Origin of the sequence: Agrobacterium sp. rho-13.3 (assembly GCF_033957765.2) — a bacterium.
GTDB lineage: Bacteria > Pseudomonadota > Alphaproteobacteria > Rhizobiales > Rhizobiaceae > Agrobacterium.
In genome coordinates this window covers 874,128-888,236 of the sequence record NZ_CP192774.1, presented here as the reverse complement: position 1 = coordinate 888,236, position 14,109 = coordinate 874,128, and the positions used below count along the sequence as shown (strand labels likewise).

General features: G+C 54.2%; 16 protein-coding genes and 1 tRNA gene. 9 read left to right on the top strand and 8 right to left on the bottom strand.

Features of this window, described 5'->3' with window-relative positions; translation table 11 throughout:
- Positions 1–59 precede the first annotated feature (59 nt).
- Positions 60–2,012: an acyltransferase family protein gene (locus RMR16_RS04455; RefSeq protein ID WP_320201978.1), complete on the bottom strand. Its 1,953-nt coding sequence runs from the start codon at positions 2,010–2,012 to the stop codon at positions 60–62.
- Between the two features lie 302 nt (positions 2,013–2,314).
- On the opposite strand from RMR16_RS04455, the gene argC reads away from it, so the two are divergent.
- Positions 2,315–3,241, top strand: coding sequence for an N-acetyl-gamma-glutamyl-phosphate reductase (argC, locus tag RMR16_RS04450; protein ID WP_320201979.1), 927 nt, complete (start codon positions 2,315–2,317; stop codon positions 3,239–3,241).
- Positions 3,238–4,101, top strand: a complete 864-nt coding sequence (locus tag RMR16_RS04445; RefSeq protein WP_320201980.1) for an aminoglycoside phosphotransferase family protein — start codon at positions 3,238–3,240, stop codon at positions 4,099–4,101. The genes argC and RMR16_RS04445 overlap by 4 nt, the downstream gene beginning before the upstream one ends.
- A 2-nt stretch (positions 4,102–4,103) precedes the next feature.
- Here the strand turns inward: RMR16_RS04445 and RMR16_RS04440 are convergent, their stop codons facing one another.
- Positions 4,104–5,219 (bottom strand): COX15/CtaA family protein, encoded by a 1,116-nt coding sequence (locus tag RMR16_RS04440; RefSeq protein WP_320201981.1) that lies wholly within the window; start codon positions 5,217–5,219, stop codon positions 4,104–4,106.
- 147 nt (positions 5,220–5,366) lie between these two features.
- Between RMR16_RS04440 and RMR16_RS04435 the strand changes: the two genes are divergently transcribed.
- Entirely contained in the window at positions 5,367–5,579 is a 213-nt protein-coding gene (locus RMR16_RS04435) for a DUF2842 domain-containing protein (RefSeq protein WP_320201982.1), read from the top strand.
- A gap of 2 nt (positions 5,580–5,581) precedes the next feature.
- Here the strand turns inward: RMR16_RS04435 and RMR16_RS04430 are convergent, their stop codons facing one another.
- Entirely contained in the window at positions 5,582–6,250 is a 669-nt protein-coding gene (locus tag RMR16_RS04430) for a tyrosine-protein kinase family protein (RefSeq protein ID WP_320201983.1), read from the bottom strand.
- 155 nt (positions 6,251–6,405) lie between these two features.
- On the opposite strand from RMR16_RS04430, the gene RMR16_RS04425 reads away from it, so the two are divergent.
- The 6 genes from RMR16_RS04425 to RMR16_RS04400 all read left to right on the top strand — a co-directional run bounded on the left by RMR16_RS04425 (position 6,406) and on the right by RMR16_RS04400 (position 10,587).
- A complete protein-coding gene (locus RMR16_RS04425; protein WP_320201984.1) occupies positions 6,406–6,978 on the top strand; it encodes a polysaccharide biosynthesis/export family protein in 573 nt (190 codons plus the stop codon).
- Between the two features lie 340 nt (positions 6,979–7,318).
- Positions 7,319–8,860: an undecaprenyl-phosphate glucose phosphotransferase gene (locus RMR16_RS04420; protein WP_320201985.1), complete on the top strand. Its 1,542-nt coding sequence runs from the start codon at positions 7,319–7,321 to the stop codon at positions 8,858–8,860.
- 65 nt (positions 8,861–8,925) lie between these two features.
- The gene (locus tag RMR16_RS04415) at positions 8,926–9,075 is read left to right on the top strand and encodes a hypothetical protein (protein WP_320201986.1); all 150 of its coding nucleotides are present in this window, start codon (positions 8,926–8,928) and stop codon (positions 9,073–9,075) included.
- A gap of 181 nt (positions 9,076–9,256) precedes the next feature.
- Positions 9,257–9,865: a hypothetical protein gene (locus tag RMR16_RS04410; RefSeq protein ID WP_320201987.1), complete on the top strand. Its 609-nt coding sequence runs from the start codon at positions 9,257–9,259 to the stop codon at positions 9,863–9,865.
- A gap of 115 nt (positions 9,866–9,980) precedes the next feature.
- Entirely contained in the window at positions 9,981–10,181 is a 201-nt protein-coding gene (locus RMR16_RS04405; RefSeq protein WP_320201988.1) for a type II toxin-antitoxin system HicA family toxin, read from the top strand.
- A complete protein-coding gene (locus RMR16_RS04400) occupies positions 10,174–10,587 on the top strand; it encodes a type II toxin-antitoxin system HicB family antitoxin (protein ID WP_320201989.1) in 414 nt (137 codons plus the stop codon). Before RMR16_RS04405 ends, RMR16_RS04400 begins: the two co-directional genes overlap by 8 nt.
- A 149-nt stretch (positions 10,588–10,736) precedes the next feature.
- On the opposite strand, the gene RMR16_RS04395 is transcribed toward RMR16_RS04400, so the two are convergent.
- The 5 genes from RMR16_RS04395 to RMR16_RS04375 form a co-directional block, all read right to left on the bottom strand.
- A tRNA-Pro gene (locus RMR16_RS04395) sits at positions 10,737–10,813 on the bottom strand.
- A gap of 181 nt (positions 10,814–10,994) precedes the next feature.
- Positions 10,995–11,366 carry a hypothetical protein gene (locus RMR16_RS04390; protein WP_320201990.1) on the bottom strand — a complete coding sequence of 124 codons (372 nt, stop codon included), beginning with the start codon at positions 11,364–11,366 and terminating at the stop codon, positions 10,995–10,997.
- A 193-nt stretch (positions 11,367–11,559) separates the two neighbouring features.
- Positions 11,560–12,150 (bottom strand): dual specificity protein phosphatase family protein, encoded by a 591-nt coding sequence (locus tag RMR16_RS04385; RefSeq protein WP_320201991.1) that lies wholly within the window; start codon positions 12,148–12,150, stop codon positions 11,560–11,562.
- A 98-nt stretch (positions 12,151–12,248) separates the two neighbouring features.
- Positions 12,249–12,836, bottom strand: coding sequence for a YqaA family protein (locus RMR16_RS04380; RefSeq protein WP_320201992.1), 588 nt, complete (start codon positions 12,834–12,836; stop codon positions 12,249–12,251).
- 421 nt (positions 12,837–13,257) lie between these two features.
- The gene (locus RMR16_RS04375; protein ID WP_320201993.1) at positions 13,258–13,971 is read right to left on the bottom strand and encodes an outer membrane protein; all 714 of its coding nucleotides are present in this window, start codon (positions 13,969–13,971) and stop codon (positions 13,258–13,260) included.
- Positions 13,972–14,109 lie beyond the last annotated feature (138 nt).

Here is a 14,109-nt window from a genome sequence, read left to right as displayed (position 1 = left end):
GCTACGGGACGACAAACGACAAAGGCGGAGCTTCGGCTCCGCCTTTTTTTGTGTCTGGATTAATTGAGCTTCAACGCCGTCGACAACCCGTGTCCGGGATTGTCCAGTTCGCTCATCATACGCTCGACAACCATGGCCGCACCGACATGGGTGTAATGCCCCTTGTCCGCAATGTAGGCCACGCCGTCCCTGCCAAAAAAGCACGTCGCATTTGCGGACGGCCCGCAGAAAATCGCCTCCGGCAAAACCTTTGTGATGTTCTGCGGTACCGCCGCATTCAGCACGTCATAAGCACGTCCGGTATTGGCTTTGAAATCCGCACGGGAAAACTCGAAATCCGGCGTCGCATCACCCTTGATGATACGGCCCGCCATGATGTCCATCACAGGCTTGTCGAACCGCGGGCTGGGATAGATGACCACCACGCGCTTGCCGCTGTTCTCCAGCATTTTGATCGTCTCCTGAACGCGCCTTGCCATATCGGCTACAGAGACATTGCGGCCGGAATATTCGACATCATCGATTTGCATATATCGGGCATTGAAAAAGTTGACCCATGACGCCGCCAAAATCACGGTGTCGACGCTGCTGGATTTCAGATAGGAAATCGCCCGTTCGTTGAAAGCATCGCAATTGGCGGCCCCCTCTTCCCGCGCCGTTGAAACGCCGATAATCGGCGCGCAAAAACCGTGGGTAAGCTGCACCAAACCAATATCGTGGCGCTGCAACTCCTCGCGCAAAGCAGGCGCCATGGACGCGCCGATGGAATCGCCCCACATCGCATATGTCTTGCCAGCGCCCCTATCGAACATGCATTTTTCATCTGGCAGCGTTGGAAGCCCGTCCTCAATCTGAAACAGGCATTGGTCGCTCCATGTGGTTTTTTCAATGAAGTTCTGGACATCCGGCGCAAGACGAAATGGCAGACCTTCCTTTACATCGCCCCAGGCACCGAAGCCCGCGAGAACGATAGCGCAGGCTGCGACCGTGCCAATCACCCGACGTATATCGGCCTTTCCGCGCCTGAACGGCTGCTCGACAAACCGCCAGCTCAACGCCGCCAGAAGAAGAACAAGGACAATCAGCCCGCACATGGCCCATTGCGAGGGTTGCTCAGGGCTTCTGATCCGCCAGAAGGCGAACACCGGCTGATGCCACAGATACGCGCTAAAACTGATCCGCCCCATCCAGACCAGCGGAGAAACTGACAACAGACGTCCGGCAAAACTCTGCGCAGAGGCAAATACCAGCAGCGCGCAGGTGCCCGCCACCGGCAGCAATGCGGCAAGAGAGGGAACGCGCGTGGTGGGGTCGAACAGAAATACAGACGCAACGACCATGCAAAGTCCGGCAGCCGCCAAGATGCCATTGACCGGCCGCGTTCTGCCAAACATCAAAAAGGCGCAGAGCGCGCCCGCCAGAATTTCCCATGCGCGGGTGGGCAGCAGATAATAATTGGCCGAAGGATAAAGCCGTGCGCCAAATTCGCTGGCGATGAGGCTGGAGATTGCGGCGATCAGAACGATCTTGAAAATCGTTCTGGTTTTCAGTTTGAACAGAAACAGCAGCGGAAAAAGCAGGTAAAACTGCTCTTCCACGCCGAGGCTCCAGGTGTGAAGCAGCGGCACCTCGGCAGCATCAGGCGCAAAATAGTCGTTCTTTTTCAGAAAGTAGATATTGGAAACGGAAAGCGTTGCCATCATGAAGCTTTTGGAAAACGCCTCATAAGCCGGTGGCAGCAGCCACATCCAGGCAAACGGAATGGTGCAGAGCAGAACGAAAAACAGTGCCGGCAGAATTCTCCGTGCTCGGCGCTCATAGAAGCGAATGAGCGAAAACGCCCCGCCCGCGTATTCACCCAGAATAATGCTCGTTATCAGGTAGCCGCTGATAACGAAAAAGACATCGACGCCGATGAAACCACCGCCAAGCAGTGTAAAATTCGCGTGCGAAAAAATAACGGCCAGCACCGCAAGCGCGCGCAGCCCATCAATTTCGGGTCTGTATGTCATTAAAACCAAACGTGATGCAACTAAAGATAGGCTTCACTATAATACACCTTACCCAGTGTAAATCATCGCCACCGAGTTTATACCCAGCCCATTAATAGGACATTGATGCTCCTGCGCCGACACCGGAAAACCAAAGACCATCGAACACGCTTTCACCACCATTGCCGGGGCAACGGTTGCACTGTATATGCTTGGCCTGCACGCTGAGCAGCTTGCGAAAGCATGGCTGACAGATTGATTCAAGCGCCTTGCAAAATGATTCCGCATATAACCGTAACCTCTTGAAAGTTCAGGATAAGGACATGACAGCAAAAATCTTCATCGATGGCGAACACGGCACCACAGGCTTGCAAATTCGCACCCGCCTTGCCGACCGCCGCGATATCGAACTGCTGTCTATTCCCGAGGCAGAGCGCCGCAACGCGGCCATGCGCGAGGATCTGCTGAACAACGCAGACATCTCCATTCTCTGCCTGCCGGATGATGCCTCCAGGGAAGCCGTGTCCATGGTATCCGGCAACAACAAGGTTCGGATCATCGACACCTCGACCGCCTATCGCATTCATCAGGACTGGGCCTATGGCTTTGCAGAACTGGATAAGGCGCAGGCTGAGAAGGTGCGCTCCGCCCGTTTCGTTGCCAATCCCGGCTGCTATCCAACCGGCGCAATTGCCCTCATCCGCCCTCTGCGCAGCGCTGGCATGCTGCCGGACGGTTATCCTGTCAGCGTCAACGCCGTTTCCGGTTACACGGGCGGCGGCAAACAGATGATCGCCCAGATGGAAGACCAGAGCCGCGACGATTCGATCAGCGCCAACAATTTCCTTTATGGCCTGACGCTGAAGCACAAGCATGTGCCGGAAATGACAATCCACGGTCTGCTGGATCGCTCCCCACTGTTCTCCCCGTCCGTTGGTCGTTTCCCACAGGGCATGATCGTGCAGGTTCCGCTGTTCCTCGCCGACCTCAAGGAAGGCACGAGTGTCGAGACCATCCACGCCGCTCTCTCCGAGCATTACGCCGACCAGAACATCGTCACGGTCGTTCCGCTGGAGGAGAGCAAGTCGCTTTCGCGGATCGATGCGGAAGAGCTGGTCAATCAGGACACGATGAAGCTCTTCGTCTTCGGCAGCGGAGACCACATCAACCTCGTCGCCGTGCTGGATAATCTCGGCAAGGGCGCATCCGGTGCCGCCGTTCAGAACATGGAACTGATGCTTTCGGCATGACCGAAAACCTCGTCCAGACGACCATTCCAGATGAAATTGTAAGGCGGTGGAGCATTTCCTCCGCCTTTCTTATTGCCGATACACCCAGCAGCGTCGTGCATCGCGTCACCTTAAATGGCGGCACGAATGCCGTCCTTAAAAGGCTGAAACTACGCGGCCTTGGTGAATTGCCGGGCATGAGCTTTTTGGCATGGCGGCGTGGTGAAGGCGCGGTTCAAATCATTGAGCGACACGGGAACGCATGTCTCTTGGAAGACGCAGGGGACACGACACTCAGGAAGCACCGGACCGATGAGGGAGAAGATGCGGCGAACGCCATCCTCGTTGACGTCATTGCCAAACTTCACGGGCATGTTGCTGCTTTTCCGCAGGAGCTGGTCCACCTCAACCAACACTTCCAAACACTTCTAGACAATGCACATCAGCAAACAGACCTTCGCCTTCAGGAACCACTGCGGTTTTGCGCCAATTTGGCCATTGGGCTTCTGGCGTCACAGGAAGATGTCAAACCGCTGCATGGTGATTTGCACCACGACAACATCATCGGTGGCGGATCGCGGGGCTGGCTGGCAATCGACCCGCAGGGATTAATCGGCGACCCTGCTTATGACGTTGCGAATATCTTCGGCAATCCACTCAATGCCTTGAGGGACATCATCAATCCGGCACGCATTCAGACCCTGTGCACATTATTTGCCGATGTGTTGGGGTGTCCGAAAGACAAGATTTTGCGCTACGCCATCGCGCATGCCGGTCTTTCCATCTGTTGGTCTCTGGAAGACGGTACGCGTTTCGAAGACAGTGAAAACGCCAAGGAACGACTGGCATTCCTCAACGTTGCCCGCTCACTGCTGCGCTAAATTCATCGCTGCGCGTCCGCTGCCACCGGCAAAGGATACTCCCCGATAAACCCGCGCCAGTGGGCGATGGCGAAGGCGAGGACCAGCAGAGCCATGCCCTGATGCGCGAGTGCGACGTGGATATCCACATGCATCAGCAGCGTTGTGATGCCGATTGTGGCCTGGATGCAGATCAGCCCGAAGAACACCACGGCGCGGCGTGCGTGCGGTGAATTCGGCAGCAGGCGCGACATGCTGAACAGATGCCACAGCGTGGCTGCAAACAGCAGGTAAGCGCCAAGACGGTGCACGAACTGCACGGTTTTGGGGTTTTCAAACAGGTTGATCCACCATGGCTGTTGCAGGAAAAGATCGCCCGGAATGACCGAGCCATCCATCAACGGCCATGTGTTGTAGGACAGACCGGCGTTGAGACCTGCCACCAGCGCGCCGAGATAAATCTGGAAAAGACAGAGCACGGCCAGAAGTGCGGCAAAACCCCTGCCCTGTCGCTGGTTGGCCTGCGATGAATGCAGGGAAAGGCCGCGTAAAATCCACATGCAGCCGGCAAAGATCAGACAGGCAATCGTCAGGTGCGTGGCAAGACGATATTGCGACACATCGGTACGGTTGACGAGGCCCGAAGACACCATCCACCAGCCGACGAAACCCTGAAAGCCACCTAGTGCCAGCAGACCGACCAGCGGCAGGCGCAGACGTTTCTCAACACGCCCGGTCAGCCAGAAATAGGCCAAGGGCAGCGCGAAGATCACGCCAATGGCACGCGCCAGCAACCGGTGCGCCCATTCCCACCAGAAGATGGTCTTGAAATCGTCCAGCGACATGCCCTTGTTGATTTCCTGATATTGCGGAATGCGCTTGTAAAGCTGGAATTCCTCCTCCCACTCCGCCACGGACAGCGGCGGAATGGCCCCGTGGAGTGGCTTCCACTCGGTGATCGACAGGCCAGATTCGGTCAGACGCGTTGCACCACCCACCAGCACGAGACAGAAAAGCGTGAACAGCACGACGCGCAGCCAGATGCGCAAAAGGCGGCGGTTCTTTTCCTGCACTTTCAGCGCACCGACCCGGCGCTGCTCGACAGAGGTTTCAGCCGTAGCCACCGTGTTCGACTGCATTCTTGACACTCCACAAGTCTTTGCGTTGGTTTGCAACAATGGTCCGTGCAAAACAAGCCCTCAACCCCTCGCACTTTGGCATAAAGCTTTGCGGCATTGGGTCGCGGCTGTATAGTGGCGGCTCAATTTCAGCAGACGGAAAACGGCATGCACCCTCGCCTCAGATCATTCATCGGCACCATCATCATCATTTTTCTGGTGGTCGCATATGCGGTGCTGGCAACAAGCTTCGCAACCGCAGCGCTTGCGCAGCAGCCGTGGTGGGTGCATCTGGCCTATTTCGTGATCTCAGGCGTGTTGTGGATTTTGCCTGCCATGCTGGTCATCAAATGGATGGCGGGCGCAAAACAGCCGAAGTAGGGTCAAGCTGCCGAACGATCACCCGTCTGCGGACCACCCATGGTCACGACGTCCGCGTAACCAAGCGCCCGCAGTTGCGAAAGTGTGTGAACAAACACCGCATCGTCCGCATCCGGCAGAGACACCACGATTTCCGCATCGACATATTTCAACAGGCGCGTCACGCCTTCGATGTCGGCAGAGCCGAATTCCAGCAAAACCGTGTCATACGTATCCGCAAGTGCGCCCAGAACCATCGACAGACGCTCGATGATGCCGACGGCATAAAGCGCCTGCGCGCTGCCCTGTGGCACGATATGCGCGTTCGAAAGGCGGTCATGATGGATCGTTTCGCCGAATGTGACTTCACCAAACAATAAATCCGCAACGCCCGGCAAGCCCGGCTCAGGCGCCATCAACCGCGTCGGGCAGCCGGATGAGGTCATATCCACCAGCACGATGGAACGGCCCAGTTCCGCGATGGATCTGGCCAGCATCACCGTCGCCGTCGAGCCATCATCGCCACTGGGTGAAAGCAGGGCAACGGTGGGCTTTGCACCGCGCATGGACAGAAAATCCGCAACGCCGTTAACAGACAGGCTGAAACCTTCCTCTGTCACGTCATCGATATCATCCAGATGAGTAGCGTTTTCTCTCAAGGCTTTTCTCAATGTCTTGGGGTTATCTGCCATGATTTTATGAGTTTCAGGTAACACAAGCGTTAAGCAACAGCGGCTGGTTGGCAAATTATAATAAAAGCAACCCTGAAAATACATTTGTTTACCGGGCATTAACCATGACTGCCCGATAACGGACTTAAGAATTTTCACTCGGAGCATGATTGCGGATGACGTTCGCTGCCCCACGCCTGATATCCGCATTTGTCGTCGCGATCGCCACGACGCTCGCTGGCTGTTCCGCGTATCAGCCAGCCCCTCGTGCCTTTAACGAGGCCGCGCTTCAGCCCTATCGGCTGGATAGCGGAGACCGCTTGCGCGTCAATGTTTTCGATCAGGCCGGGCTGACCAACACCTACACGATCGATCAGGCCGGTTACGTGGCCTTCCCGCTGGTTGGACAGGTTGCTGCACGCGGCAAGACGGTGTCCCAGCTTGAGGCGGGCATTGCCCAGCAGCTTCGCAAGGGCTTTCTTAAAAACCCGGACGTCACGATCGAGATCGACCGCTACCGCCCCGTGTTCGTCATGGGTGAAGTCGGCAGACCGGGCCAATATTCCTACGTTGCCGGCATGACCGCGCAAAACGCCATCGCCATTGCGGGCGGCTTTACCTCTCGCGCAAACCAGCGCGATGTGGATGTGACCCGCAAGATCAACGCCAATGTCATGACGGGCCGGATCATCATCTCCGCACCCGTCATTGCAGGTGACACGATATATGTTCGCGAACGCTTCTTCTAAGCGTCCCAATTCACCTCATCTCAGATTTCGCGCTCCACTCTGAAAGGGTTCAGCACAACACAGTTTGCAGCCGGTCAAAGGCCACGATGACACATCATCGTGTCCGCTCCGGCTCACCTCTGCGGGTAAACATGTATTGCGTATCCCGCTCCCCATGCTCCAAATGTCACTCCTGCGCGATTTCACACGCGAAGCGCGTGTTTTCGCGGAATATTTACAAAGATAAGATGTGTTATTGTGAAAACTGACATAAGATCAACCAAAGAAAGAAACTCCTAATAAGCGTTTCTTAGTAAGTTCTTCGTACTCTCCTCAGCATTCGAAACTGGCGAAAAATAGAATGAGTAAGGCTGGCGGCGACAGAGACCCTATCGATCTGGATGCTTTGCGCAAACAGCTCGCCCGCAAGGACACCGACGCTGCCCCGCAAAAGCGCGAACCGGTCACACTCAACCCGCTGGCGCGGCAGGTTGCCAACCAGCTTCGGGGCACCAGCCACTCCCCCAATATCGTCATCGGGCAATTGCGCCTTTTCGAATTCGTCGTATTGACCGTGATCGGCATTCTCATCAGCGCGCTCGCAGTGCCAGACGCCTTCATGTCTCGCATCGCACTTCTGGCGATTTGTGTATGGAACGGCGCCTTTTGCTCCATTCTCCTGCAACTGACTGATTCCTACCAGCTTCCATCGCTTCGGCGGCCTCTGGACACGCTGCCCCGCATTCAAGGTTCATTGCTGGCCTCCTTCGTGTTGACCTCGGTGTTTTTGCCGACAGGCAGCTATACGTGGCAAACTCTGGGTCTGTGGTATGGCATCAGCGCTGTTTTCCTGCTGCTGGAGCGCATCATCGTGGGCCTCGCCATCCGCCATTGGGGCAGAAACGGCGTCATGGAACGCCGCGCCGTTATCGTCGGCGGCGGTCAGGCGGCGAAAGATCTCATCCGTTCTCTTGAACAGCACGACAATGACATTCGCATCTGCGGCATTTTCGATGATCGCAAAAGCGCACGCTCTCCAGAGGTCGTCGCAGGATATCCGAAGCTCGGCACTTTTGCGGAACTGGTAGAATTCGCCCGACTGACCAAGCTGGATATGCTGATCATCTCCATTCCCATGAGCGCGGAAGCCCGCATCCTGGAACTTATTCGCCAGCTCTGGGTGCTGCCGGTCGATATTCGCATTGCCGCCCACGCCAACAAGCTGCGTTTTCGCCCCCGCTCCTACTCCCACATCGGTAAAGTGCCGATGCTGGATGTGATGGACAAGCCGCTGCGCGATTGGGATTCGGTCGCCAAACGCCTGTTCGACGTGGTGTTCAGCATCATCTGCATTGCCATTCTGTGGCCGGTGATGCTGGGCGCAGCCATTGCCGTCAAAAGCACCTCGAAAGGCCCCATCCTGTTCAAACAGAAACGGCACGGCTTCAACAACGAAACCATCAATGTCTGGAAATTCCGCTCCATGTACACGGAGATGAGCGACCCGACAGCGATGAAAGCCGTCACCAAAAACGATCCGCGCGTGACCCCGGTTGGCCGCTTCCTGCGCAAATCCTCTATTGATGAATTGCCACAGCTCATCAACGTGCTGATGGGTGATCTCTCGCTGGTTGGGCCTCGCCCACATGCCGTCCATGCGCAGACGGGAGACCTGAAATACACCGAAGTCGTCGAGCATTATTTTGCACGCCACAAGGTAAAACCCGGCGTGACCGGCTGGGCGCAGATCAATGGCTGGCGCGGCGAAATCGACCATGGCGACAAGATCAAATACCGCACCGCCCACGACCTTTATTATATCGAAAACTGGTCCCTGCTGCTCGATCTCAAAATTCTGGTCCTCACGCCGATCCGGCTGCTAAAATCTGAGAACGCTTACTAAACAGCACGGAACTTCTTATGATTTCATGCGTTTGGCTCCCGAATCTTGATCCACAGGGGAACCACATGACGCAGACCAACAATCTCTATCTCATCATCGGCGCTTTGATCATCGCAGTCGCAAGCCTTGGCGTTTACGTCTGGCATGAAGAGAGCAAACCAAAGGGTATCGAGATGAAGATCGGCCCGAACGGCGTTTCCGTTCAGGAGAATTGATAGCCTTAAGTTTCGCACAGGCTAAATTACATAAACCGGTTTGGATAAGGCGAGAGTTGCCTCATACAAACCGGTCTTTTTATGAGAATCGACCAAAAGAATGCTCGCTCCTCAAAACCAGGAGCGATGGTCCTGCCGCAAATGATCTGCGATGGACTGAAAATCAGGGATATCGCCAGCAATGGTCTCTGGAATCGTTTCTTTCGTACAGCTTACCGCAACACAACTCGCCCTTAAGGCCATTGAGGAACAGCAAGCAGCCAGTTCCGACTGCGTAAGCTCCGTCGACAAGATGGAAGCCGACAACACCGCAGCCACTGATTCCACAAACAACACACCACTCATACTGGTTCAAAACAAAGACATCCCGGAAACGGAAATCTCCAGCGACATCGCGACGTCTGATTTCATGAACAGCCTGAAAGCACAGCTTATAGAGCTATCCAGAAATCCCGGCTCGGCAGCGCAGGGTAAAGCCATGCTGCACGCGCTGGACGCTGGTACCCTGAAGGTCTTCGATCCCATTGAAGGCATCGCCGTCAAAGCATGGGACGCCAGCGCCGACGGGCAGCAGGCACACAGCACGACAATCAACGCCATCGGCTGGAGCCAGTTCCTCAAGCAGCACGTCAAGCGTGACGAAAGCGCAGCCTATGCCAAAGACGAGAGCGGCAACTACATAGACGCCATCTCCGGCGAAAGCGCCTACTTCGAAACCGTGGGCAGCAAATATTATTACTTCACCTGGTCGCGAACTGGTGGCGCGGATAAGGCCACCGTGGCGGCTTGAGGCTGCCGGGTTGAATCCCCAGATAAGCGAGCAGATTCACTACTCTTATATGACTGATATTAAGCCGGTTCAGTAAGGGATTGAATATCGGTGAATGATGTGTATAAATACACACATGAAGAGTGGTGACATTATATCGGCTCTCAAGGCGGACGGTTGGAACGAGGTTAGCACTAAAGGCAGCCACGTCCAGTTCAAGCATCCAACAAAACCGGGCCACGTTACCGTTCCTCATCCTAAGAGAGATTTGCCTATTGGCACTCTCAAGAGCATAGAAAAGCAATCGGGACTGAAACTGAGGTGTAACGATGCGTAACTATATCGGATTGATCCACAAGGACGCTGATAGCGATTACGGCGTCTCTTTTCCCGACTTCCCCGGCGTCGTAACTGCCGGAACAGATTTGGATGATGCTCGCCAGATGGCTGAGGAAGCCCTTGCTTTGCATGTTGAAGGCATGGTCGAGGATGGCGATATGATTCCCGAACCTTCTTCACTGGAAGCTGTTATGACCGACTCAGACCACAAGGACAGCGTTGCCATTCTTGTCTCACTTAAAATCGAAAGCAAAAAAGCAGTCAGGCTTAACATCACCATTCCGGAGGATGTTCTGAAAGAGATCGATGCATTTGCCGAAGCGAACGGCCTCACCCGTTCCGGGTTCCTTGCGCGTGCCGCCAAACACGCAATCGCGTCGGCATCAAACGGCAACGTCCATTAGAAAATTGTGACGATATGCGGGGAGTGACATAGGCGCTTCCAAGATAAGCGCAGAGTTTCAAAAACACACTCAAAATGACGAGACGTGTAAACCATTGATTTTTACACGAACCACACCCTGGGGGAATGTGGCTAACTCATTGAGTTCAATGGTCGGAGTGGCGGGATTCGAACCCACGACCCCTTGACCCCCAGTCAAGTGCGCTACCGGGCTGCGCTACACTCCGACACAGGAAAAGCGTTTATATACTGGCATCTTAGGGCGCAAGCAAAAAAAGCTCATTTCCTGAAAAAAGGAACAAACAGGGTAGAAAAGCTTTAGCGGGAACAAACAGTCTCACCAAATTCCCACCAGGTGTTCCGGGTGCGTTCTCGTACGACGATTTTAAATAATTTTGTCTGCCAGACTTAACTCTTCGACGGTCCATTGGGAACAATCCACCAGAACAACTGGACGAGATCCCTCCACATCCTGACGGTATCTTCCCAAGCAGCAACGGCCTGTCCATAGGCATAGATTGCCAAAAGCGTGACAGCGAGCAACACCAGCCAGGGCCAGATAGCGCGCCCTCGTCGCTGTTTGGCTTCAGTAGGATCTTCCGAACTGTTCAATGCAAGTCTTATCTCCACATCAGACTGCGCACCTAACGTGAAAATCACTGTAGCCGCAACCTGATAAAGAGTTCTGTTGACTCGACACCACACAAGAACATTATTGGCGCTGGAAAAAGGCGCCATCCCCCACATCGTGAAAAGCCCCTTAAATGTCAGGATTTTCACCAGAGCATCCATTTTGGATGCAGCTTGAACAAATATTACGCAAAAATCATAATAACGACCTTGCTATGCTTTAATCAGTGTGTTTCTCTCACCTTGCCCTGACTGGAGGGGTAAAAGGTTGAGACCTGCCATATGCTGGGTGGGACAGCGGCAGGTCTCCCATTTTCTTCAGATTTTCAAGTATCCAATCAGATTAGATCAGATGGTCCGGGTTGCCTGCCATGCTGGTGATCGTATTGGCGCGTTCAATATCTTCCCAGCTTTTGTCCATGGCGTAGGCCGACGACAAATAAGGAATGCTCAGATGTCCGAACCACAGGGATAGCTGCTGTTCCGCTGTCTCTTCGTCCATCCCTGCCACCCGGTTGACGTAAATGGCGGATGCGAGGCCGGTACGGTCTGCGCCGGATTTGCAGTGAATGAGGACGGGTTTGGGCGCATCACGCATGATCTGTATCAGCTGCGCCACGCGGGACAGTGAAAGCTCTTTGCGCGCCGACATTCCGAAATCCACATGCTGAACACCGAGCTTTTCGGCTGTGGCTGTTTCAGATTTATACCACGCGGATCTTCCGTTTTCGCCACGCAGATTGATGATGGTCTTGATGCCGTTCGCTTTTACATAGTCAGAAAGCTGCGCATCGGACAATTGGCTGGAGCGATAAAGCTGCCCCGGAATGACCTCATGAAAATTTCCGGAGAGAAGTAGAATGCCGAAATAGGCGAAGAAGACCAAAGGAACACTGAGGATTGGCAACACACCGCGAAGCAAAATTCTGCGCATTATTCATCTTTCCTGTCTGTTTGACGGAAAAATGAATGAGGATACTGACAGCAAGCTGAACGAGGTTTGTCAGCCCCGTTCAATCGCCTGGCATGATGTCACCGCACAAAGACATAGACTGCGTAAACGCCGATCAGTGCCGCTGCGACCACGGCGGCCATTACGCCAAGGCGTTTTTCGATGAAGTGACGAATCGGCTCTCCATAACGCTGCAACAATCCAGCGAGGATGAAAAAGCGCGCACCACGGGTGACGATGGCCGAAATGATGAACATGCCCAGGCTGATATTGGCTGCACCGGAGAGAATCGTCACCACCTTGATTGGCGGAAGATGCGCAAAACCGGAGGTGACGAGCAGCAACAGGATCGTTTCGTAATCGACAGATGCCTTCAACTGCTCGAAGCTATCCAGCTTGCCGTAGAATTCCAGTATGGGCCGCGCAAGGCTTTCGAAGGCGTAATGCCCGAGGTACCACCCAGCAATACCGCCCAAGACGGATGCCACCGTCGCCACCGTGGCATAAAACATGGCGCGTTTCGGCTTAGCCAGCACCATGGGTATGAACAGCACATCGGCAGGCACGACAAAAATCGAGCTTTCCACGAAAGCAACGATGGCCAGCCACCACACGGCGGTTTTTCTGGCGGCAAGCGCCATCGTCCAATTGTATATTCCCTTGAGCATTCAGCACCTCTTCAAGCGAGTGATTTAACCGCGCTTGACGCCTATGGCAAATGTTGCGGCGCAATATTGAGGCACTGATCCTCACACAATGCCGCACCGCACCATGTTACTTGTGCCCAATTCCCGGCATTTCGTAAAACCTTATGTTGCAACGCAAACAGAAAACTCTTTTTCCTAGTGTATTCTCCTCACCTAATGTAAAATGAAGGCGGGACACATGGAGGAGGAAATGACGATGGACTATCTTAGCTTCGTTACTTCAATAAACCCGTTTATCATCGGAATTCTATTGCTTGTGCTTCTGGCAGGCGCCTACAGCACATGGGTATCGCATTAGGTTCAGGCTGCGTCGATCGGAGCGTGAGATTGAAGAGCACCGAGCCTTGGCTGGCTCGGCACTATCGATGAGGTCTGCGAAGGACTAGAACTTATAGCCAATGCCGAGACGGACATCACTGGTCTTAAAATCGTTACCGGTCTTGAAATTCACAAAACCTCTCGAAGCACTGAAATCCTTGCTGCCGTAGTCAGTGTAGCGATATTCAAGTCGCAGGATGACATTGTCGGTGACTGCGTAATCAATGCCCGCTCCCGCAGTCCAGCCAGTTAAAGTCTTGCTTTGCAATGCAGAAAAATACTCTGCGTTAACAACATCATGGAAATAACGCACATTCTTCACGCTGCCAAATGCGACACCGCCCGCGATGTAGGGAAAAAAGCGACCGGCAGCATAGCCTGCACGGCCCCGCACCGCACCTGACCAACGCAACTCGTTTTCAGCTCCATCCAAGACTCCTCCAAAGTCTTCGGTGTAGCGATCCTTCATGGTGTTGTATGTGACATCGCCATCAACACCCAAAATAATATTATTGCCGAGGTCGAAGTTATAGCCAGCATAAAACCCGCCAGCAAAGCCATCGGGTTCAATGTTCTCGGGAGAGAAACCTCGACTGGTGAAGTGGGATTTACCCCAGCCATAACCCACCTGGCCACCAACATAACCACCCGACCACGCAAACTCAGGTGCATCAACGGCCACGGCTGGCTTTTCATACGGCAAAGTATCGGCGGCATTAACGCCCGAAATTCCAGACATCGCAAAGACTGATGCAAGCAAAACAGACCTGATATTCACTATAGTTCCCCCCTAAACCCAATAAATTGGCCAATTTGGTTTTTGGCCAATATAGCCATATATTAGAATCCAGAAAAATATGTAGCATTATGGCAACACGCGCCCCGATTGATATTCTTATCGTCAGCTTTGTCGCGG

Excerpts from the sequence above, each read along its gene's own strand:
- RMR16_RS04455 (WP_320201978.1), bottom strand. The coding sequence starts at position 2,012 with ATGACATACAGACCCGAAATTGATGGGCTGCGCGCGCTTGCGGTGCTG.
- argC (WP_320201979.1), top strand. The coding sequence starts at position 2,315 with ATGACAGCAAAAATCTTCATCGATGGCGAACACGGCACCACAGGCTTG.
- RMR16_RS04445 (WP_320201980.1), top strand. The coding sequence starts at position 3,238 with ATGACCGAAAACCTCGTCCAGACGACCATTCCAGATGAAATTGTAAGG.
- RMR16_RS04440 (WP_320201981.1), bottom strand. The coding sequence starts at position 5,219 with ATGCAGTCGAACACGGTGGCTACGGCTGAAACCTCTGTCGAGCAGCGC.
- RMR16_RS04435 (WP_320201982.1), top strand. The coding sequence starts at position 5,367 with ATGCACCCTCGCCTCAGATCATTCATCGGCACCATCATCATCATTTTT.
- RMR16_RS04430 (WP_320201983.1), bottom strand. The coding sequence starts at position 6,250 with ATGGCAGATAACCCCAAGACATTGAGAAAAGCCTTGAGAGAAAACGCT.
- RMR16_RS04425 (WP_320201984.1), top strand. The coding sequence starts at position 6,406 with ATGACGTTCGCTGCCCCACGCCTGATATCCGCATTTGTCGTCGCGATC.
- RMR16_RS04420 (WP_320201985.1), top strand. The coding sequence starts at position 7,319 with ATGAGTAAGGCTGGCGGCGACAGAGACCCTATCGATCTGGATGCTTTG.
- RMR16_RS04415 (WP_320201986.1), top strand. The coding sequence starts at position 8,926 with ATGACGCAGACCAACAATCTCTATCTCATCATCGGCGCTTTGATCATC.
- RMR16_RS04410 (WP_320201987.1), top strand. The coding sequence starts at position 9,257 with ATGGTCTCTGGAATCGTTTCTTTCGTACAGCTTACCGCAACACAACTC.
- RMR16_RS04405 (WP_320201988.1), top strand. The coding sequence starts at position 9,981 with ATGAAGAGTGGTGACATTATATCGGCTCTCAAGGCGGACGGTTGGAAC.
- RMR16_RS04400 (WP_320201989.1), top strand. The coding sequence starts at position 10,174 with ATGCGTAACTATATCGGATTGATCCACAAGGACGCTGATAGCGATTAC.
- RMR16_RS04385 (WP_320201991.1), bottom strand. The coding sequence starts at position 12,150 with ATGCGCAGAATTTTGCTTCGCGGTGTGTTGCCAATCCTCAGTGTTCCT.
- RMR16_RS04380 (WP_320201992.1), bottom strand. The coding sequence starts at position 12,836 with ATGCTCAAGGGAATATACAATTGGACGATGGCGCTTGCCGCCAGAAAA.